The 21,368-nt window shown below is 35.7% G+C and carries 13 protein-coding genes; 8 read left to right on the forward strand and 5 right to left on the reverse strand.

Annotated features, from left to right (window positions below):
• Positions 1–38: 38 nt before the first annotated feature.
• A complete protein-coding gene (gene pabB, locus Rain11_RS09545) occupies positions 39–1,298 on the reverse strand; it encodes an aminodeoxychorismate synthase component I (protein ID WP_101359137.1) in 1,260 nt (419 codons plus the stop codon).
• The gene (locus tag Rain11_RS09550; protein WP_101359138.1) at positions 1,273–3,405 is read right to left on the reverse strand and encodes a sensor histidine kinase; all 2,133 of its coding nucleotides are present in this window, start codon (positions 3,403–3,405) and stop codon (positions 1,273–1,275) included. The genes pabB and Rain11_RS09550 overlap by 26 nt, the downstream gene beginning before the upstream one ends.
• A gap of 137 nt (positions 3,406–3,542) precedes the next feature.
• Here Rain11_RS09550 and Rain11_RS09555 point away from each other — a divergent pair, with 137 nt between their 5' ends.
• From Rain11_RS09555 to Rain11_RS09575, 5 genes are all read left to right on the forward strand, one after another.
• A complete protein-coding gene (locus tag Rain11_RS09555; protein WP_165778111.1) occupies positions 3,543–5,468 on the forward strand; it encodes a putative porin in 1,926 nt (641 codons plus the stop codon).
• 50 nt (positions 5,469–5,518) lie between these two features.
• Positions 5,519–5,731, forward strand: coding sequence for a hypothetical protein (locus Rain11_RS09560; RefSeq protein ID WP_101359140.1), 213 nt, complete (start codon positions 5,519–5,521; stop codon positions 5,729–5,731).
• On the forward strand, positions 5,731–5,913 hold the full coding sequence (locus tag Rain11_RS09565; protein ID WP_101359141.1) for a type II toxin-antitoxin system PemK/MazF family toxin: 183 nt from the start codon (positions 5,731–5,733) through the stop codon (positions 5,911–5,913). The genes Rain11_RS09560 and Rain11_RS09565 overlap by 1 nt, the downstream gene beginning before the upstream one ends.
• 241 nt (positions 5,914–6,154) lie before the next feature.
• A complete protein-coding gene (locus tag Rain11_RS09570; RefSeq protein WP_101359142.1) occupies positions 6,155–7,435 on the forward strand; it encodes an acetyl-CoA hydrolase/transferase family protein in 1,281 nt (426 codons plus the stop codon).
• A gap of 77 nt (positions 7,436–7,512) precedes the next feature.
• The gene (locus Rain11_RS09575) at positions 7,513–9,672 is read left to right on the forward strand and encodes a tetratricopeptide repeat-containing sensor histidine kinase (protein WP_133121561.1); all 2,160 of its coding nucleotides are present in this window, start codon (positions 7,513–7,515) and stop codon (positions 9,670–9,672) included.
• Here Rain11_RS09575 and Rain11_RS09580 read toward each other — a convergent pair.
• On the reverse strand, positions 9,635–10,960 hold the full coding sequence (locus tag Rain11_RS09580; protein ID WP_101359144.1) for an O-antigen ligase family protein: 1,326 nt from the start codon (positions 10,958–10,960) through the stop codon (positions 9,635–9,637). The genes Rain11_RS09575 and Rain11_RS09580 overlap by 38 nt on opposite strands.
• A gap of 46 nt (positions 10,961–11,006) precedes the next feature.
• Between Rain11_RS09580 and Rain11_RS09585 the strand changes: the two genes are divergently transcribed.
• Both Rain11_RS09585 and Rain11_RS09590 read left to right on the forward strand, forming a co-directional pair.
• Positions 11,007–11,768 carry a WecB/TagA/CpsF family glycosyltransferase gene (locus Rain11_RS09585; protein WP_243390576.1) on the forward strand — a complete coding sequence of 254 codons (762 nt, stop codon included), beginning with the start codon at positions 11,007–11,009 and terminating at the stop codon, positions 11,766–11,768.
• Entirely contained in the window at positions 11,765–12,739 is a 975-nt protein-coding gene (locus Rain11_RS09590; protein ID WP_101359145.1) for an NAD-dependent epimerase/dehydratase family protein, read from the forward strand. The genes Rain11_RS09585 and Rain11_RS09590 overlap by 4 nt, the downstream gene beginning before the upstream one ends.
• A 56-nt stretch (positions 12,740–12,795) precedes the next feature.
• On the opposite strand, the gene Rain11_RS09595 is transcribed toward Rain11_RS09590, so the two are convergent.
• Positions 12,796–15,375, reverse strand: coding sequence for a ligand-binding sensor domain-containing protein (locus Rain11_RS09595; RefSeq protein WP_165778112.1), 2,580 nt, complete (start codon positions 15,373–15,375; stop codon positions 12,796–12,798).
• 14 nt (positions 15,376–15,389) lie between these two features.
• On the reverse strand, positions 15,390–15,764 hold the full coding sequence (locus Rain11_RS09600) for a hypothetical protein (protein ID WP_101359147.1): 375 nt from the start codon (positions 15,762–15,764) through the stop codon (positions 15,390–15,392).
• Between the two features lie 148 nt (positions 15,765–15,912).
• Here Rain11_RS09600 and Rain11_RS09605 point away from each other — a divergent pair, with 148 nt between their 5' ends.
• Entirely contained in the window at positions 15,913–19,998 is a 4,086-nt protein-coding gene (locus Rain11_RS09605; protein WP_101359148.1) for a DUF445 family protein, read from the forward strand.
• Positions 19,999–21,368: the final 1,370 nt, after the last annotated feature.

Below are 21,368 nucleotides of genomic sequence, written 5' to 3' on the forward strand. Positions count from 1 at the left end.
AGAGGCTTCATTTATAATGAAGCCTTTTTAATTGATTTTTAGGGCAAATTTAATACCTCTCGAATAGCCTCAGCTTTGAGCAAACATTCTTGATATTCTTGCTCTGCTTGCGAATCGTAGGTAATGGCACTACCTACCATAAAAGAAAGGTATTTTTGAGCTTCATCATAAAATAACGTGCGAATAACTACATTGAAATCAAAATCTTGCCAGGGCGAAAAATAACCTATTGCACCTGAAAATAAACCTCGCTTGCTATTTTCGTATTGTTCAATAAGTTCCATAGCTTTTATTTTGGGGGCACCTGTCATTGAACCCATCGGAAAAGCATTCCGGATAACTCGCTGATTAGAAATGCCTTCTTTTAATTCAGCTTCAATAGTAGAAATCATTTGCCAAACTTTTGGGAAAGCATACATTCCGAACATTTCACTGACCTTGGTAGAACCTACTTTCGCACTACGAGCCAAATCATTACGTACCAAATCTACAATCATCATATTTTCGGCACGTTCTTTTTCGCTTTGAAGTAACTTTTGTTTTTGCAGTTCATCGGTTTGCAGGTTTTCTCCTCTGCGAATAGTCCCTTTGATAGGTTGCGAAATGATTTTAGTCCCTGTTTTTTTCAAAAACCTTTCAGGCGAGGCACAGAGAGCATATTTTTTGCCTAATTTCAAAAAAGCTGAAAAAGGCATCGGACTAACCTGACACAAATGCAAGTATGTTTGTAGAGGTTCTATAAGGGCGTTTTCTGAAAAAAATTCAATGCAATAATTGAGTTCATACACATCGCCTGCAAGAATATGAGAGCGAATTTTTTCAACGTTTGCTAAATATTCTTGCTTGCTTACGCGTGTTTGAATACAGGAAACTTGATTTTTTCTTTGTGGCGGACTAATCTTTTGAATGTTTTCCCAAAACTTTTCTTTGCTGATTTCTGTTTTGCCCCAAACCTGAATATGTTCTTTTTCCCAAATTAAGAGCCATTCGGGTACAAAACACAAACTTTCGGGAAATTGTAGAAAATCAAGATTTTGGCTTTGCAAGTTTTCTATCTGATTTTTTAGGTCGTAACCTAAATAGCCAAAAATCCATTCATTCTGAGGCAATTTTTCATCAATAAAAGAGTTTTCAAGGCAAAAGGAACTCACCGCAAGCATTTTCTGCCAAGTACCGAATGGATAATTTTTATTTTGCCATTCATTAGGGTTGAGAAAGCAGATGTATTCAAATTGGGTAGCCCAAGAAAGGATTTCAAAATCACGAATTTGTTCAATTTTGAACAGAAATTTGGTCATTTTCTTGTTTTTGAAATACCTCCGTTTTAGGAATAGAATTAGGAATGATAATTGTAAATTTCGTACCTTCACCCAATTCGGAATGAACACTAATTTTACCGCCAAGTTTCTGAATAGTTTCTTTCACAATGTACAAGCCTAAACCTGAACCTTTGCTATCATAAGAGGCTCGGTAGAACATATCAAAGATTTTTCCTAAATGTTCGTGGGCAATGCCCAAGCCATTATCGCTGACTTCAATTTTTGCTTCTTTGTCAGTTATAGTTGCCTCAATATTGATAAATGGGTTTAACTTGCGAATATTGTGATAGTTGATAGCATTAGAAAGCAGATTATTCAGAACGATAGAAACTCTTTTGCTATCGGTATAAAAAGGACTTTCGGCTTGAATGCGAATATTTTTTTTAATGAAAATAGACTTTTCAAGATAATTGAGATTTTCGTAAATTTCATCAATAATTTTTTGTAAATCTACGGGTTCGCAGGCTATTTCCAAACGAGAATTGCGAGAGTAGTCAATAATATCTTTGATGAAATTGTCTAATTTATGAACACTTTGCTCCATCATATCCAAATAATGGAAAAGCATTTCTGCATTTTTTTCCATTTTAGCAATATTGATAAGCCCGAGTACCGAAGCCAAAGGAGCTTTAAGGTCGTGAGAAGCACTATACACAAACCTATCAAGCTCGCTATTGATTTTTTTGAGTTCTTCGTTTTGCTCTTGCAGTTTTCGCTGATTTTCTTTGTTTTCCGAAATATCACGAATGGCTCCGTCAAAATAGATATTGCCGTCATCATCTTTTTGAGCAATTAAACTCATTAGCCCCCAAAATTGTGAACCATCTTTTTTACGAAAAATTACTTCTTCGTTTTTTACTATCTCATTTTTAAGCAGGCGGTTGATAACTTCGCTTCTTTTTTGAGGATCTACATACAGGATTTCGGGGTTGAGATTAAAAGCTTCTTTTTCGTCATAGCCAAAGAGTTTCATAAAAGCATCGTTGGCATAGATAAGCCCTTGCGTAGGGGTACTGCGATAGATAGCCTCTTGAATATTTTGACTGATAGAGCTTAAAAGTTGCTGGTTGTATTGAATAGTTTGCTCGGCAATTTTTTGTTTGGTGATATTTTTGCCAAAAATAGAAACGCCCACAATCTCGCTATTTACTATCAGAGGAAATAATTCTACTTGAATGTAGTGTTGAAATTCAGGATAATAATCTACATAAGTTTGCTTTTTACCTTGTAAAAGTGCTTTTTCAAAACGTTCTTGCCAAAATTTAGCTTTGGGAAAACGTTCAATTTTTTCTAAGAAATTATCACCATACTGAACTCGTTCCTGATAGGTATGCCACATATATTGCTCAAACTTGATATTGTATTCTAATAAGCAGAATTTATTATCCAAGAGCCAAATAGCCATATTACTATTATCCAGAATGGCACGCAAATTGTGTTCTTTTTCAATAATTTGACGAGATTTTTCGTTGATTTCTGCTTCTTGTTTGGCAAGTTTTTGGTTAGAATGGTAAATAATGGTTTGAGCAATGAGTTCTCGCAGAGTCATTCGGAATCGTTGGAATGCCGTAAAAGCCGCAACAATTACACTGCCTAAAATTAGGAAAAAGTCATAGACGGCGTGAGGAGTGCCAAAATGGTCTCGTAAGGCGATAGTAAAAAGAATAAGCCCTAAAAGACTTTGAGCTACAATAAAAGGTATTTTTACTACCACAAACAAATGAATAGCAATCAGCCCTGCTGAAGCGATGATGATGAAAATTTCAGGAACATTGGCAGTAGAGCATTGTTCCCAAATCATTCCCGAGGCAATTGTGGCATTACTGCTTAAAAAGTAAAAAGTATTAGGGGCTATATCGTGAGAGCGAAAAAAAGCATATAAGCTAAAAGGCAGAAGCCAAATTAGGTTTGCCCATAAAAAATAGTAGTCTGCTTTCACTCCTGTAAAGAAGGCTACTATATTTTCCACCAAAAAAATACCTACAAGAATAAAAAATATGTATTTTTGGCGGTTTTTAGAAACAACTAATAATTTCCGTTCAATAAGTTGGTTGAATACTTCTTCGGCTTTGTAATGCGTACTCATTCTATAAACCGATGGTTAAAGACAAAAAAAATCTTTCAAAATTAACTGATTTTCAAAAGAAAAACAAAATTCTATCGGAGTTTTTGGGGCAAAACCTTGTAAGTTTGCAGGGCTTAAAATACCAAAAAGTTAGGAAATTGCTAACAAATTGTAAAATTTTATTTGCATTTCTGCTTGTTTTGCAAAATTTTTCAAATTCTACATCTTCGGCACAGGTGCTAAATGATAGTACGCAAAATGTGTATGGCTTTTCTACTACTTTCCGAATAACTGAATATCAGATATTTCGCAAGCAAGATAGCGTTTTACAAAAGATAGATAGCTCGCTTACAAACTTTCATACCTTTGATTTGGTAAGAAAAAATCGTTTTTTATACCAAGATTTAGGGCATAATTTGGGTACGCCTGTTAAACCTATATTTTATCAGTTACCTTTGCAAGCGGGGGTGCAATGGGGCATCAGAAGCTATGAAGCCCATAAAATTCACCCTGATAGCGTATATTACTACGATACAAAATCTCCTTATTCCGACTTTTTCTTTGTACAAGGGGGGCGTGGGCAACAAATTGCAGGGGTAGAATTTACCCGAAATATTACTGAAAGGTCAAATTTTGGGTTTGTATTTCAGCGAACTAATACCTTTCGTCAGTATGCGGCAAGTCCCAATCGAACTGAAAATGCCATTTTAGAGCAATACAAGGCACTGGCTTGGGTGCGTTTTTTCTCAAAAAATAAACGTTATCAATTTTTAGCTCATTATCATCATCTCAATAGTCCGCTGAAAGAATTAGGAGGAGTAAAAAATGGTGATAATCCCGAAATTTTATACAATTATCAGCAAACCGAAGCTCAACTTACAAGCGACCCTCGCAGTTGGCAAATTTACGATAGAGTGCGAATTTATCAAGAGTACAGCTTAGATAGCACAAGACATTTGAGTATATTCCAAAGTACGCAGTTTGAAAAACAACGTGATAGCTATTTTGATGGAGCTTTTGAAACGAACAAAACTTTTTACTTGGGCACTGCTGAACCAACTTTCCCTGTAATTGATGAATTTCCCATAAATTTGAAAGAAATCAATGATAACTATCAGTTTCGCTTACTTACCAATCAGGCGGGCATACGTACTACTTGGCGAGGTTTGGGGCTTTGGGGTTATCTGAAACGAAGAGATTTAGGAGTAAAAAGCAATTTCAAAGACCTGTATCGCTTGCGAAACTTATCTGAAAATTATTTAGGTGGAATGTTGCAAACTACTTTACCATTCAAAGCTAATTTGGAAGTGCAAGCTGAATATCTTTTGGGAAAACAGGATTATCTTTTGCAAGGCAAACTTTCGCACAGATTTTTGCGGGCAAGTCTGAAAAGTATTTCTTTTTCACCGGCTCTTGTGGAAAATCGTTATTTTTCGCGTGTTAGGTCTTGGGATTATCAAAATAACTTAAAAAACACTTTTGCTCAAGAATTGTGGGCTGAATTGCATTTGCCCTTTCAGGCTTTTTCGCTTAAACCTTCTTTGCGTTATCAAGTAATTACAAATCATATTTACTTCAACAGAGATACCACAGGCTACATTTTCCCTGACCAACTGCCAAACACTTTGCAGATTTCGCAATTAGGCTTGCAGTGTAATTTTAGGGTTAAAGATTTTTACTTTGAAAATCAAATTTTTTATACTCGCAATCTTTCAGTTTTTGATGTAATACGCTTTCCTGAATGGCATTTGTGGGGGAGTTGGTATTATGAAAAAGGACTTTTTCGTAAGGCTTTGCTTTTGCGTGTTGGCGTAGATTGGCATTGGCGTAGTGCTTATTTTGCAGATGCCTATATGCCTGCCTTGAAGCAATTTTACTTGCAAAATGATTTTTTAGTGAGAGCCTATCCTATAAGCGATTTTTTTGTGAGCTTGCGTATTCGTAAGGTAAGGGCATTTCTGAAAATGACCCACTGGAACGAAGGTATTTTGCCTCCGCCCGATAATGGCTATGTAGTAACGCCTTTTTATGCAGGTTTTCGTAGAACTTTCGGATTAGGAATTAGCTGGCGTTTGTTTGATTGAAATTTTGAAATCTGAAAGCTATCAGGTATATTTGTAAAAAAAGTTTGGTTATGGAAATAACTTTGAAAAGTGATAATTTGCAAGATATTCACATCATTTTGCAATTAGCCAGACGTATGAATATGGAAGTAGTGCAGGCTAATAGTTGGGAAAATGATGAGTTTGGGGTTTTAAGTCAAACTTCATTAGATGATATTTGGCTAACTCCTGAAAATGAAGTATGGGATAAACTTTTTACCGAAATACAGCAAAACATAAAGTGATGAGTTACAAACAAGGCGATATTGTATGGCTGAATTATCCTTTTTCTGACGATTCTGCAAAGAGTAAGAAACGTCCTGCATTAGTAGTAAGCAATAAAAAATCCAATAGTTTAGATAATGACTTGTTGATAGTTCCAATTACAACGAATATTAGGGGCGATATTTTTGCTTATAAACTTTGAAAGCTCTGATTTAGCACCGCCATACCTTTTGTGAGCGAAGTTCGTTGTAATAAGATTATTACTATTCGCAATTCACTTATATTAGCTCCATTGGGTTCTTTGAAAGAATCAGCCCTGTCCAAAATTATTCAAAAAATCATATCTGTTTTTCAGTAATTTTCTTGACAAAAATCATCTCTTTTTTCTTGTTATTTCGCTGAACCCTTTGCAATTTGAAACATCAATCAAACTCATTAAAGTTATGGTGTATGTTTCATTTGAGCAAGCCTTTTCGGTGGTAAAATCGGGGCAACGGATTTTTTTTCACGGCGTTGCCGCTAATCCACAGCATTTGGTTCAGAAATTTGGTGAGTATGTTATTGCCAATAATCTGAAAGATTTGGAAATAATAGCTTTTTCGCCTTTTGGAAAATTTGAATTAGCTGATGCCAAGTATGCACCTCATTTGAAAATCAATGCTTTGTTTGTTTCGGATTCGGTGCGTCCTGCGGTAGATGAAGGCAGAGCCTCGTATATTCCTGTTTTTTTGAGCGAAGTTCCCGAACTATTCCTCAATGATGTTTTGCCTACTGATGTGGCTTTCTTTAACGTTTCGCCGCCCGATATTCACGGGTTTTGTACTTTGGGGGTTTCTGTGGATTGTGCTATTTCGGTGCTGAAAAAAGCGAAAATTTGTATTGCTCAAATCAATCCACATATGCCACGTACGCACGGCGATAGTTTTGTGCATATCAGTAAGTTTCAGTATGTAGTAGAATATGATGAACCCCTGCCAGAAATTCCACCGCTAGAAATTAGTGATGTAGAAATGCGTATAGGCAAATTTTGTGCAGGTTTGGTAGAAGATGGGGCTACGCTTCAAATGGGGATTGGGGGTATTCCGAATGCGGTACTCGCCAACCTAACTAACCATAAAGATTTAGGTATTCATACTGAAATGTTTTCCGATGGGGTAGTACCACTTGTAGAAAAGGGCATCATTACGGGTAAATACAAAACTCGCCACCCTGGCAAAATTGTAGCCTGTTTTGTTATGGGAACACGCAAAGTGTATGATTTCATTCACGACAATCCCTTAGTGGCAATGCTGGATACCAACTACACGAATGAGGACTCTGTCATTCGTACCAATCCAAAAGTGGTGGCTATCAATACTGCTATTGAAGTAGATTTGCTGGGGCAAGTTTGTGCGGATACTATCGGATTAAGGCAATATTCGGGCATCGGCGGGCAAATGGATTTCATTCGTGGGGCGGCTCTTTCACCGGGCGGGAAGCCTATTATCGCAATTCCTTCTACAACCAATAAAGGGCAATCCCGTATAGTACCATTGCTCAAACCGGGGGCTTCAGTAACTACTACACGAGCTCACGTGCATTATATTGTTACGGAGTATGGAGTAGCTTATCTGTTTGGTAAAAATATCAAACAGAGAGCAAAAGCCCTTATAGAAATAGCACACCCCGATCATCGCGAAGAGTTAGAGCGTCAGGCTTTTGAAAGAATAAAGACTTATTGGTAGTGCTACAAAAATTTCTCATAACACTCTTTCTCCACCGATTGAATTTTGTTATCTTGCCAATCGGTGGTAAATTTTTTATGAAAAAGCTTCTATTTTTATGGTTTTTGCTTACAATTTTTATTCACGCTTTTGGACAAGGCATACAGAACAACTCTTTATTTACGCAAATCCCTTCTCTTTCACAAAAAAATTACCGCACTCATTTACAAAAAGTTTATGAATTTCTGGCAAGTCAGAATAGGAATTTTCTTGAAAACAATGCTACCAAAATTTTAGACATATCGCTTCAAAACCCTTTTTGGGAAGTGCGAATTTATACACAAATATTGCTTGCCAAAGCTCTTTATCATAAGAACTCTCAAAAAAGTATTTCCATTGCCATAGATGCCTATTCCGTAGCGAAGGCAAGAAAGCTAACTTTTGAGTTAGCCGAAGCCTCAAAACTTTTAGCTTTTATCTATAACTATGCCCAAGATAATGAAAAAACTATCAGATATGCCTTGGAAGCCTCTGAAAACTACTTAAAATTAGATTTGTATGATGAGGTAACCTTTCTTTACTATGACATCGCTCTTACGCAATATCGTTTAGAAAATTATGAGTTGGCTTTGGGATATTTTCTTGAACTTATCAAGAATCCAAATTTTGAAAAACTAATGCCCCGTGAGCAAATCAATACCTATAATGCCATTGCTTTGTGTTACAAAAAACTTCAAAATTTTTCTAAAGCCTTTGAGTATTTGAATAAGGCTATGGGAAAAGCCCTAAAGTTCAAAAGTGGGGTGTGGGTAGGGATTTTGCAAGGCAATAAGGGAGATGTATTTTTTGAGCAAAAACTTATAGATTCTGCTCGGTATTATTGGAAAATAGACTTGGATACCTGCCAAAAATATTCGGAGTGGCAAAACGTGGCTTCTACGCTCACTTTCTATGCTCAAAGTTATGAGTATGAAAAAAACTATACACGAGCTTATCAGTATTACAAAGAAGCAGAAAAAATTTTACAAAAAACCAATCAGCCTGAACTAATACATAAGATTAGAATTTATTCTGGACTTGCCAATGTTCTTTACTATTTAGATAGTATAAAATTGGCTTTTGAATATCAAAGGAAAGCACATCTTACCCAAGACTCTCTGGAACGTTTTCAGAAAACCAATCAGGTTTTGCAAAGCCAACTCAAATTTTTATTACAAAACAAAGAGCAAAATTATCTACTTGAAAAAAAAGTAAATGAGCAGATAGATTTTTGGACAAGGGTAGGTATTGTTATTTTGTTTATTATCGTCTTGATTTTGGGGTATTTGCTACTAAGGCAAAGCCGTTTGAATAAAGTCATAGCCTTGCAAAAAATGAGAATAGAAGCTAAAAACGAGGAAATTAGCAGGCAGAATATTGAGCTTGCTGAAAAGAAACAAGAGGTAGAATCTCAACAGCAAACCATCGAGCGAGTTAATGAAATTTTGGAAAGATACACCAAAAATTTAGAAGAAGAAGTAGAAAAACGTACCCAAGAAATTCGTGAGAAAAATACAGCTCTGTTGCAGACGGTCAGTCAATTAGAGCAATTTTCCTATATCTTGGCTCATAACGTAAGAGCCCCTATTGCTCGCTTACAAGGGCTATTGATGTGTTTGGATATGGGAAACATTAGTAACCCTCAAAATCTAAAAATTTTTGAATTTATCCAACAATCAGCCAAAGAACTTGATGATACGATTAAGAATCTCAATACTATTATCCAAATCCGCAAGGGAGCGAATGAAATTTATGAGAAAGTAGATTTGAAAAGAAAAGTAGAAAAGCAGCGGGCTTCCGTAATAGAAGTTGGGGGAATTTTGGAAACTGACTTACAGGTGCGTTATGTATATGCTATCAAGGCTTATGTTGAAAGTATTTTTTACAATCTTATCAGCAATGCTATCAAGTACCGCGATATACAACGCCAACTCATAGTAAAGGTAAAAACCTATCAAGATGATACGTTTTTGTATGTAGAAGTAGAAGATAACGGAATAGGTATTGATTTAGAGAAAAATAAGGATAAAATATTTGGCTTTTACAAAAGATTTCACGCTAACGTTGATGTAGAAGGCAAAGGAATAGGTTTGCATATCGTAAAATTGCAGGTAGAGGCAATGGGTGGGAAAATTGAAGTAGAAAGTGAACTGGGCAAAGGCACAAAGTTTAAGATGACTTTCAAGAAGCCTGTTCAAATTGATTGGGAGAATGTCTAAGAAAAGCTATTCCATAAAAAATAGCAAAAACTATCACCCCATAATTCCTTTGCAGGTATGATTCTGTAAAGGCTGAAAAAAATAACAATAGCCAAATGCTCAAAGCTAAGTAGTTTTTTTGTTGCCAAAGCATAGGCAAGGGTACCATAAACAAAGTTAGCCAAGCAAGCAAACCTATTATTCCTAAGGCAATCCAAATTTCAAAAAACTGATTATGGGCATTATATCGGTTGTATTGTGAGGCAAAATAAAATTTGTATTCATCATAAACTTTTTGCAATTCGTCCTGACCATCGCCTGTGCCAACCCCCCACAGCCAATTGCGTTTAATGAGTTCTAAGCCACAAGTCCATTGAGCAAAACGTAAAGAAGCTCCGTCCCAATTTCTACCCAAGGAGTGGTCTTGTTTTTTATCTAAAACAATTCTTTCTTGTTTGTCCCATAAAAAACTAAAACGTTTGCGTGTGTTGGGGGTAAGTAAAATAGCGGTTATCAGAATACTAACCCCTACAATACTCCAAAATATTCCTTGCCAAATTTTATTTTGTTTTCGGAAGTATTCTAAAAAAATGAGAATTACGCCCAGTATGAAAATACCAATTTGCATACGAGCCGCAAGCAGAAGCATTGTGAGTAAAAAAAAGCCAAGAAGTAAAATTTTCATTTTCTTTGCAGAAAATATGGAAAGATATTCAGGAAAAAAAAGGTCTATAAGTAAAAAAAGATTAGCAAGACAAATGAGCATTGCTAAATAGGTAGGTTCGGCACGAAAAGCTGTAAAATTATGATAGTAAAAATAATTTTCCCAATGAAAATTAGGATTATTCCAGTCTATTAAAACTCTATAAAATGCCCTTAAATAGCATAAGCAAACAAAAATAGTCGTTCCGATGATAAAAAGACGCAGATAATTCTGTAAAGTTGTCTTTTTTAAGGGAAAAATCTGCACTGAAAGTGGTAAAGACCACAAAGGCACTATTAAACCTATCAAAAACCAGCCCCACTCAGTATTTTGGGTATAAAACATTCCTACAAAATGTAATAGCAGAAAAAAAGATAGCGAGAAAAATAAGTTTTTATGTTCCCATAAATTTTTTCTATAATTTTGATGTAGCAAGAGAGCTATTATAGCATTGATGCCAATAATCACCCAAGCTACATTACGAGGAGCAGGAACATAAAAAGGCAGAGTAAGCAAAAATAAACTTACTAAAATTTCGTGTATAACTACTTGAATTGGCGTTTGAGCAAAGTAATTTTGAATTTTACTTTTCAGAATTGCAACCATTTTTGTTTTTTTGCGGTCAAAGATATAAATTTGCGAAAAAAAACGAGTGGAAAACGCTGTTAAAGTTTTAGGTATACCGCTTTACAACCAAAATATACCAAGAGCAGTAGCCGAATTGATACGAATTTGTAAAGAGGAAAAACCCCAAAATCGCTTGGTCAGTGCTACAGGGGCTCACGGTTTGGTGTATGCTCAAGAAAATGAAAATTTTGCCAAAATTTTACAGAACTTTTACTGGAATTTGCCAGACGGAATGCCCGGCGTATGGATAGGCAGGTGGAAAGGAGCTAAACAAATGCAAAGATGCTACGGACCCGGTTTTTTTGCTGAAACAATGCAAAAAACAGCAAGCACACCTATCAAACATTTTTTCTGCGGTGGGAAAGAAGGAGTTGCAGAGGAACTGAAAGAAAAATGTGGCAAAAAATTTGGCAATTACAACATAGTTGGAACATTTTGCCCTCCTTTTAGAGAAATGACAGATGAAGAAATGCGAGAGCTGGGGCATAAAATTCAAGAAAGTGGGGCAGAAGTTGTATGGATAGGTTTGAGTACGCCTAAACAAGAATTGTTTGCAACAAGGTTGGCTAAATTTGTAGAATGTCATTTTATTATCACGGTGGGAGCGGCTTTTGATTTCCACACTGATAAAGTAAAACAAGCTCCTCGTTGGGTACAAAATATTGGTATGGAATGGTTTTTTCGTCTGCTGATGGAGCCGAAACGTTTGTACAAACGATATTTGCATATTGTACCAAAATTCATATACTTAAATTTTTTGGAATTTCTTAAACTACGAAAAGTATGAAAAAAGTTTTAGTTTGTGGTGCAGGTGGCTTTATTGGGGGTCATCTGGTAAAAAGATTAAAGCAAGAAGGTTTTTGGGTGCGTGGGGTAGATTTGAAGCATCACGAATACACTCAATTGCCTGCCGATGAATTTATTATTGGCGATTTGCGTGACGTACAAGTATGTAAAGAGGTTTTGAAGGATATTGATGAAGTTTATCAACTTGCCGCTGATATGGGAGGAGCAGGCTATATTTTTACAGGAGAAAACGATGCCAATGTAATGCACAACTCGGCTACTATCAACCTAAACATTGCCGATTTGGCTGTAAAAATGGGTGTAAAAAAGGTATTTTACTCATCTTCGGCTTGTATGTATCCTGCCTATAACCAAGAAGATCCTGATAATCCGAAATGTTCCGAAGATTCTGCTTATCCTGCCGCTCCTGATAGCGAATATGGCTGGGAAAAACTTTTCAGCGAAAGGTTATTTTTGGCGTACTATCGCAACTATGGCTTGGAAGTTCGCATAGCTCGCTTTCATAATATTTTCGGACCTGAAGGCACTTGGCAAGGTGGTAAAGAAAAAGCTCCTGCCGCTATCTGCCGTAAAGTAGCCGAAGCAGAAGAAGGAGGCTTTATTGAAATATGGGGAGATGGCAAGCAGACGCGTTCTTTCCTTTACATTGATGAATGTATTGAGGCAGTTCGCCGACTAATGGAATCCGATTTTACGGGTCCTGTAAATATTGGTTCAGAAGAAATGATTAGCATCAATGGATTAGCGGAACTTGTAATGGATATTGCAGGTAAAAAACTTACTATCAAAAATATACCCGGTCCCGTAGGTGTGCGAGGCAGAAATTCTGATAATAAGCTAATACGTGAAAAATTAGGTTGGGATTATACAATGACACTCCGCCAAGGGCTTGAAAAAACTTATGCTTGGATAAACCAGCAGGTACAAGCCAAAAAGAAAGTTGCGGTGTAGTAGGTTTGCTTGGCTTTCAACCAAACGGATATATCCAAGCAGATATGTTCGTTTGGTTACACCAAGTCATCTTCGGGGTTACCGATTTCATATTCAATTCTATTGAAGCGAGGAGGTTCTTCTGGAATTTTAATGGCAGGTTTAGCAGGAAACAGATAATTTTTTAAGGCTTTTTCAAAAGGGGCAATTAGCGAAGCCAATACTACGTTGGCAATTACTTTGAAAATAGGAATATTGCCTGTGTAGCTTTCTACGAAGTTTTCAATATACACGCTCACAAACTCAAAAAGCATCAGCATTGTGGTAAAGGCTAAAATAATAGTATAGCGTGAATTTTTACGAGTAAGTCCTAAATAAACGGAAACAATTACCAAAGTTAAGAAAAAAGAAACCTGTGCTAAATAAAACCACCATTTTTCCCAATAGGGTAAATCTATTCTGAACTTAAACATTATAGGTTGTGGGTTCATTTCGTCATCACTATTGTAAGAACGCACATAAAATGTATAAACTCCCGGTGGTAAATTGGTATAAGTTGCAGTATTTTGCTCACTTTTTTCCGACCATTCTTTTTCAAAACCTTCTAATTTGTACTGATACTTAATTCTTTCGGGTACGGTGAAATGCACACCGACAAACTCAAAAGTGATGCTGTTTTCATTGTGAGCAAGTTTTACAGCTATGCCATCAGAAATTTCACTTAACGGAATAGCAAAATCGGGGTCTAAAAGTTTGGCATATTTGCTCCAATCAGTTTTTCGGTTGAATAGTTTGACATCAATCAGGTGTAAAGTAGGCGGGTTTTTATTAGGTACATCTTCATAAGGTAGGTATTTTATAATTCCATTAAACGTGCCAATCCAAAGATTTTGACGAGAGTCTTTGAAAAGTGCATTGGGGAAGGTTTGCATCAGCGAAAAGCCATCTATGTAGCTGTAGTTTTTTACTTTTTTTGTTTTGGGGCTAAATCTATCAATGCCATTTCGGTGTCCTGTCCAGATATTGCCTTCACTATCAACAATCACACTCCACAGATTTTGAGAAGCGAATCCATCTTTTTCGGTATAACATATAAAACAATTGGTATCTTTGGGGCTGGCATTGGGCTTCATTTGGCAAAGCCCATTTTCAGTAGCGAGCCAAATCGTACCTTGGGCATCTTGGGCAATAGAAAGTACAATGTTATTAGCCAAACCATTTTGGGTAGTAAAGTTTGTAAAAATACCATTTCGGAAACGGCTCAATCCTTTGTAAGTGCCAAACCATAGATTACCTTTTCCATCGCTTAAAGCACAACGAACATAGTTATCCGCAAGCCCTTGATTTTCGGAAAAAGTAGTGATTTTCCCGTCCTTTTCAATACGAGCTACTCCTTTATCAGTGCCAGCCCATATTCGGTTTTGTTCATCTTCTACAAGACAATAAATGGTATTATCTCGCAAACCATCGGCAGTTGTAAAATTTTTGTAACGAGTGCCGTCATATTGCCAAAGTCCTTCTCCTACCGAGCCAATCCAAAGATTTTTTTTATCTTTGTCCCAAAGCAAAGAACGCACATTAAGGGCTTTTTTTTCAGAAAATTTTTTGCTTTTAATATCATAGGTGAGCAGACGCTCGTTAGTGCCAATCCAGATGAGTTGCTTGTCATCTTCGGTAAAAGCACGGATAGGTTTATCGTAAATGAGTGGTTCATTAAAGGTAATAAAACGTCTATTATTGATTTTAGAAATGCCTTTATTGCTTCCAAACCAAAAATTAAAATTTTTATCTTGCCAAATACAATTGAGATTATCGCTTGAAAGTCCGTTTTGAGTAGTGAGATGTTCTAATAAAAATCCGTCTTGCAAAACAAAAGCACCTTCATCAGATACGAGCCATACTTTACCTTCCTTATCGCAAAGTCCTGCTGAAATTTCTCCTTTGATACCTTTCAATTCACCAAAAAACTGAAATTCGCCTGAAATATTATCTAATTTGTAAGCTCCTAACGGAGTTCCAAACCAGAGATTGAGTTTTTTATCTTGAAAAATGCAATGAATAGCAGTGCTAACAATTCCATCGTGTACGTTGTAAGTCTTAATTTTTTTGCCGTCATAGCTTGCCAGTCCGTTATCAGTTCCTATCCATAGAATATTGCGGTGGTCAAAATGAAGTGAATGAATAGTATTGTGTGGCAATCCTTGAAAGGTTGTAAAGTTAGAAAAGCGTTTGCCATCATATTTGCTCAAACCTTCGTTGGTTGCACACCAAATATTCCCGTTTTTATCTTCTAAAATAAAATTGACATCATCATCAACTAATCCATTCTTTTCAGTAAAAACTTCAAAATGTTCGCCGATAAGCCTTGCGATACCCTGACGAGTAGCTACCCAAATATGGTAGTTTTTATCTTCAATGACACACTTGACGAGATTGCTGAGTAGCCCTTGCGTAGTGGAATATTTGTAGAACTTTCTGCCGTCAAATTTACAAACACCGCCTTGGGTAGCAATCCAGATAAAAGAATTATGGTCTTCGGCGATATAATTAACATTTTCTTCGGGCAGTCCTTCAATCAAACCATAATGCCGAAATGGATATACTTGTGCCACTGCGGGCAAAGCCAAAATCCAAGCCAAAAATAACAGGTATCTCATCATTCGAAGGGCTACTAATAGGCATTTTTGTTATTTTTCTTGCTTTTGGTATCAGTTTTAGAATTACTATTTGGGTTTTTCTGATTTTTTTCTAAAAAAGCAAGTTTAGCTTCTAAGTCTTTTATCTTTTTTTCCAAAGAAGCTATCAGTTCGTCTTTGGCATTTTTAGAGGCAGAAGTGAGTTTGCGAAGGTCTTGAGTAAGTGATTTTTTTTCAGCTTGCAAACTTTCAATTTGCTGTTGGAGGTTTGTAATGGTGGCTAGGGCTTCTTTGAGTTCTACTTCTTTGGCATCATAACTTTTTTGTAAGGCTACATATTTTTTATTGGAAACGCAAGAAAACAAAGCAAAAGCCGAAAAAATCAAAAATAATAAACGGGTGTGTAGCATAGTTTTGTAATTAAGATTTTAGGGATAGCATAAACACTTTGTTTTCCAAAACAACAAAATTTATTTTGGAAAAACAAGTAAAATTTGAAATTGTTTTGGGAAAAGGTATTTTTGCAAAAATACTCTGAATTTCAAAATATAGCAATAGATGCTCGGAGAAATATTTAGCAAAATCGCTTCGGGAGCAGTGGTAGGCTATACTACCAACGACCTTGCCGTCAAGATGCTTTTTCGCAAAAAGTTTGGTTTGGGCGGGATTGTTCTCAAAACACACCAACAATTTGTAGAAAATATTAGCAAACTTGTGGAACGTGAAATTATCAATCACCACACGCTTGCTAAAGAATTTGATAGCCCTGCTTTCAAAAATGCTATTGAACAAAGTGTTCAAGATTTTTACACCGAGCATTTGAGTCAAATCCTTCAAAATACTCATTTTGCCGATATTCCGCTTGCCGAAAATTCTTGGGATAATTTGAGCGAAGTGCTTTGCCAAATTTTACAAATACAATTGCAAAGCCACTTACAACATTTTTGGCAGTTTATAGAAATCAAGGACTTACTTTCTGTTCAGCAGATTGAGCATATCAGTCAGTATATTAGCGAAAAAATAGCTGAGTTACCTTCGGAGATAGATTTGGAAAGTTCTTTACAACGTCTCATTCAGGGGGTTAGTGAAAATAGCTTGCAAGATATTTTTGGAGAAATTTTTGTACAAAGGCTCTCTGAAAATGTGCAGAAAATCATTGCAAGTTATTATGATTTTTTACTGCAAACCCCTTCTGAGGTTCTCATACCTTTTTCGCAAGCATTTTTACGAAACATAGAAATTGAACGTTTTGTAAAACTTTTTTCTCAAAGCCTTACTCAAAAAGAAATTGACCAACTCATTTCAGTTGAGCAGTTTCATCTGATTGTTGCAGAGGTTTTGAAGCAAATTCATCAACTTCTTAACTCTCATAAAGGGAAACTGATTACCCAAACGCTTGCTAAATTTGTAATAGAAACGCTCCGTAACGAGCATACTACCATTTTTGAACTGCTCAATCCTTCCTTAGAGCAAGAATTTGAAAGTTTTTTACGAAGACATCTGCCTCGTATTTTACGGAGGTTCATTGCATATATTCAAGCCCAAAAAAGCAAAATAGATAGTCTTATAGACCAAACCTTCCGAGATAATACACAATTCGCCCTGCAAGAGTGGCTTTTAGATATTTTTATTGGCAGTGTGAGTGAGCAGGCTCAGGTAGTACGGCGAATTATTGAATTTATTGAAAACTACGATACGGGCGAGCTTGCCCAAATGGTTACGGAGTATTTGATTAGCTATCTGAAAGGCAACACTATCAGCGAAATTATCAAAAAAATAGATAATCAGAAAGCAATTGATTTTCTTACAGAAAGTTTGCTCAAAAATTTCAACGAAATTCTTTCTCAAATACAACCTATTCATTTTGATAGATACTTACAGCGAAAAATTGCTGATTTTATTAGCTCTGCACAGGTAGAAGTTTTTTTGCAAAAACAGATTCAAAAGATTCGTGAAAGTGCTTGGCTTCACAATCTTTTACGAGAGCTTCGCTTTGAAAAAATTCTGATTGCCAAAATTCAGGAAAAACAAGAAAATTTTACTAAAACTGCCCTAAAAAGCATTTTTTCTGAAACCAAATTCAACGAGCTTGCTCACTGGCTTTCGCAAAAAGCTCAAAAAAAACTACAAGAAAAGGAGGTAAAGCAGAAAATTCAAGATTTTTTGAAAATACAAATTAGCAAAAATCTTGAAAAAGTACAATTACAGAATTTTTTCTCCGAAGCTGAAAATCAAGAATTGGCTGATAAATTTACGAAACAACTTCGTAAAGTGTTGAAGGATTATTGGCAAAATATTCATCAGGAAAACCTAAAAAAATATCTCCCTTTCCTGAATGCAGATGTTACTTTACATCAGAAAACTGCTGATTATCTACAAAAAACCTTGCTTTTAGAACTTGAAAGCCTACTTAAAGGACGCATAGAAGCCCTTGTGAAGCAAAATCTTGCCCCCTTGCCTCCTGAACGCATACGCGATATGGTAGAGAATTTTATGGGTAGGGAAGTGGCTCCCATCAATGTACTGGGAGCTATCTTGGGGGCAGGGGTAGGCGGGATACTTGCCGCATTACCTACTTTGTCAAATCCTTATTGGGCAAATACTTTGAACGGCTTGGTCTATGGCATTACGGGTTATGGGACAAATTGGCTTGCCTTGCGAATGATTTTTCGTCCTTATGAAGCCAAGCGTATAGCAGGGCTGAAATTACCTTTTACGCCGGGCATTATCACTAAAAATAAAAGTCGTTTTGCTCAAAATATGGGCAAATTTGTTCAGCAAAGCCTTTTGAATCGTGAAAGCATTGTCAATAATTTTCACGGAAGCCGAAAAGTATTGAGAGATTCGCTCCTGCGAATGATTGCCCAAGATGATTATGCTCTTTTGCAAAGAACGCTTACGCAAAACGAAAAAGCTATCAGTGAATATTTGCAAGCAAAAGCCAATTACTTTCTTGATAATCAGCAAGAATCAATTTGGAAAAGTATAGAAAAACAACTGCAAAAGTTACTAAAAAATAATTTGAGCAACTTAGATACCAGCACGCTCAAAAATGCAGTCAAGACGCAAATCAATTCGCAAAAAATGCTTTTGCAAAATGAAAACGTACTTACAGAAATTTTAGGACTTGGCAAAAAAGCCCCCAAACACCTTGCCGACCTTCTGCCCGAAGGTACTTGGGAAACTACCGAAAAGCTATTAGATACTTTTCTCAAAGAAAATATAAGCCGTTTTGTAAAACAGGAAAATACTCATTTGTGGCTTCCGCCATTGCAAAACTATCTTTGGCAGGAATATCAAAAAATTATCATACGTAAGATTTCCGAAATTTTACACAAAAATCAAATAGAAGAACTAAAAACGCAATTTGCAGACTTTTTACGCAAGCAAATGCGTAGCGAAAAAACACAAGAAAAAGTTTTTGAAGGGGTTTCCAAAAGGCTATACAGCGAAATTCACCCTGAACGAAAAATTAGTGAGTTGTTGGGAGGAAGAATCATTGATTTTCTGCGAGAGAATGCTATTTCGCTTGTAAAAAATCTTATCCAAAAAGGCTTAGATTGGCTCAATGAACACAAAAGAGAATTGGCTAATGAAGTGTATGAACGTGCCTATGAGGAAAACCGAGCGGCGTTTATTTACAAAACGGTTATCAGAGAAACGGTTTTAGAACTTTGTGAATATGGCATACCTCGTTTTTTCCGACAGCAAATGCCTGAAATTGAACTTACTTTGGAGCAAGAAATTGATAAAATCGGGCAAATTCAACTATCCGAACTCAATATTCGTGCAAATGACGAGGCTCTCCGCCGATGGATTAGCAATTTTCTGAATAATCAAGATTTACAGCACACCACAGGCAAAATTGCTGAAATTTTCTTGGAATATAGCCTTTTGGAAACGCCACTTTTAGATTTTGTGAAAAATGAGGATATTTTAGGTTTGAAAAATCTTTCGTCAAAATTTGCCCCTGAAATTGCTTTACTGCAAAGTCATTTAGAGTATTTATTGAACGAAAAACCTATTTTTACGCAACATACTGCTCATTTTATTACGCAAAATATGCGAGCCTTTGCCGAAAATTACGCTCAACACTGGATTAGCGAGGATAGCACCCTCATTGCCCGAAAAATTGCAGAGTATATTTTGCAGAGCAAAGTATTTGAGGAAGAGAAAAATAAATGGATTGATGAGGCTTTTCGCTTGTTCAAAGCGGAAAGTTTGGAAAATTACTTGCAAACGGAAACTTTACTAAGCGACTTACATCAGGCGTTTGTTAAAATTATTCAAAAACCCGAAGTGAGGATTTTTTTGCAAGAACGCATTTCTGCGATTACTCACGAGCTATTGCCTAAAATCTTGCCTAATATCTCGCCTTCTACCAAAGAATATTTGGCTTTTCAAATTTTAGAGGCGGTCTTTGAGGCGTTAGACGATAATTTGCCCCAAATTTTGCTTTCTATTGATTTGCACCGAGTGGTAGTGGAGGAAATAGAAGCAATGCACCCCAAAGAAGTAGAAGCACTTTTTTACAGCTTTGCGTCAATTTATTTCCGCGAACTTATCAATTATGGGTTTGGCTTTGGGGTAGTTTTTGGCTTGGCTATGGATGGTTTTTTGCAAGGAATAGCTATGTTTTTCTAAAAATAATTACATAAATTCTTTGAAAAATTTAATTTTTGAAAAAAGTTTGAAAAAAGTTTAGGCTTGCTATATCATTGCACCAAGAAATTTTTGAGCTCAAAATTTCGAGTTTTATGTTTAAATATTTAATAACACAGAGAGAAAAAGATTATATTCTGATTTTTTTGCAAATAGCAATTGGTTCAACAGGGTATTGGAATAAAAACTTATACAAATGGAATAACTTGTTTTCTCAAAATTCGTCTTGAAGATGTTGTGGCTTAGGTGGCAAAAAAGCAATCAAATCTGATATTTCTGGTGAAGTAGGACGAATTGCTGGTGCCATTGTTGGAGATTCTGTATCTTTTGGAGTTTTAGCCGTGCGAGGTTGGGCTGTAAGATTAATCAGTAGAGAGATAGGTGTTTTCCGCTAAATCTGTAGTTGATGATTTATTAAATTATTCTAATCCATAAGTTTATGAAAGTTTTACTTAAAATAATTGTACTTATACTAACATACATTTTATTTTCTTGGTTAGTTATGTATTTTTTGGATAGAGAGTATGCTTTGAGCTACAAATATTTAAGATTTGCGATATTATCAAGCCTATTGTATGTAATTGTAATGTACTTTATTATTAGAAAAAAAATGTTAAATTAACTTGAGTTATGAGCTTAACTAATTGATTTTAAGATATTTATACAAAAATTTTAGAGCAATTGTAGAAAGAGCTATATTTGTAGTTGTACTTTTCTAATCACTTAAACCAATAGCCTAATGAAACGACTTGCTCTAAATTCTATAAAATTAGTAGATGCTTTTGTATCCATATATGACTTTTTGAAAGAATTTAACCCTATCCTGCAAGCACATCTTGTAAGAAAACAAATGGACAATAATTGTAAAAAATAGAACATTCAAAGCAAAAAAGTCTTATCAATTTTTATCGAAATTGTACTTTGCAAAGAAATCGCAGCATAACTCACTTTATTCAAATATTTTATGGTATATTGATGATAAAAAAATACAGAAACGTAGATTTTAGGTTTCAGCAACACTTGAAATTATCGCTAATTTGCTTGAATTTCATTTGCTTGTTTAATTTTTGAAAAAAATAGTAACTTATACAAGTTTATGATTTTCAGGTATATAACTCCCCTCTCCTTTGGAGAGGGGTTGGGGGTGAGGTTAAGAAATGGCAAATTTTGGTAGAAAGCTCAATAATTTTTTATTCTTAAATTTTTGTTTTTCAGTTACTTGACTTCATAACTCACGTTAGTTTAATAATAAAATGCTTGAAATAAAATTTCAAGCATTTTATATTCACCAAAAAAATGATATTTTTATGAAATTGTTTAATTTATTTATTATCTATGTTTTATGTCTATAT

Source organism: Raineya orbicola, from assembly GCF_002843425.1.
GTDB lineage: Bacteria > Bacteroidota > Bacteroidia > Cytophagales > Thermonemataceae > Raineya > Raineya orbicola.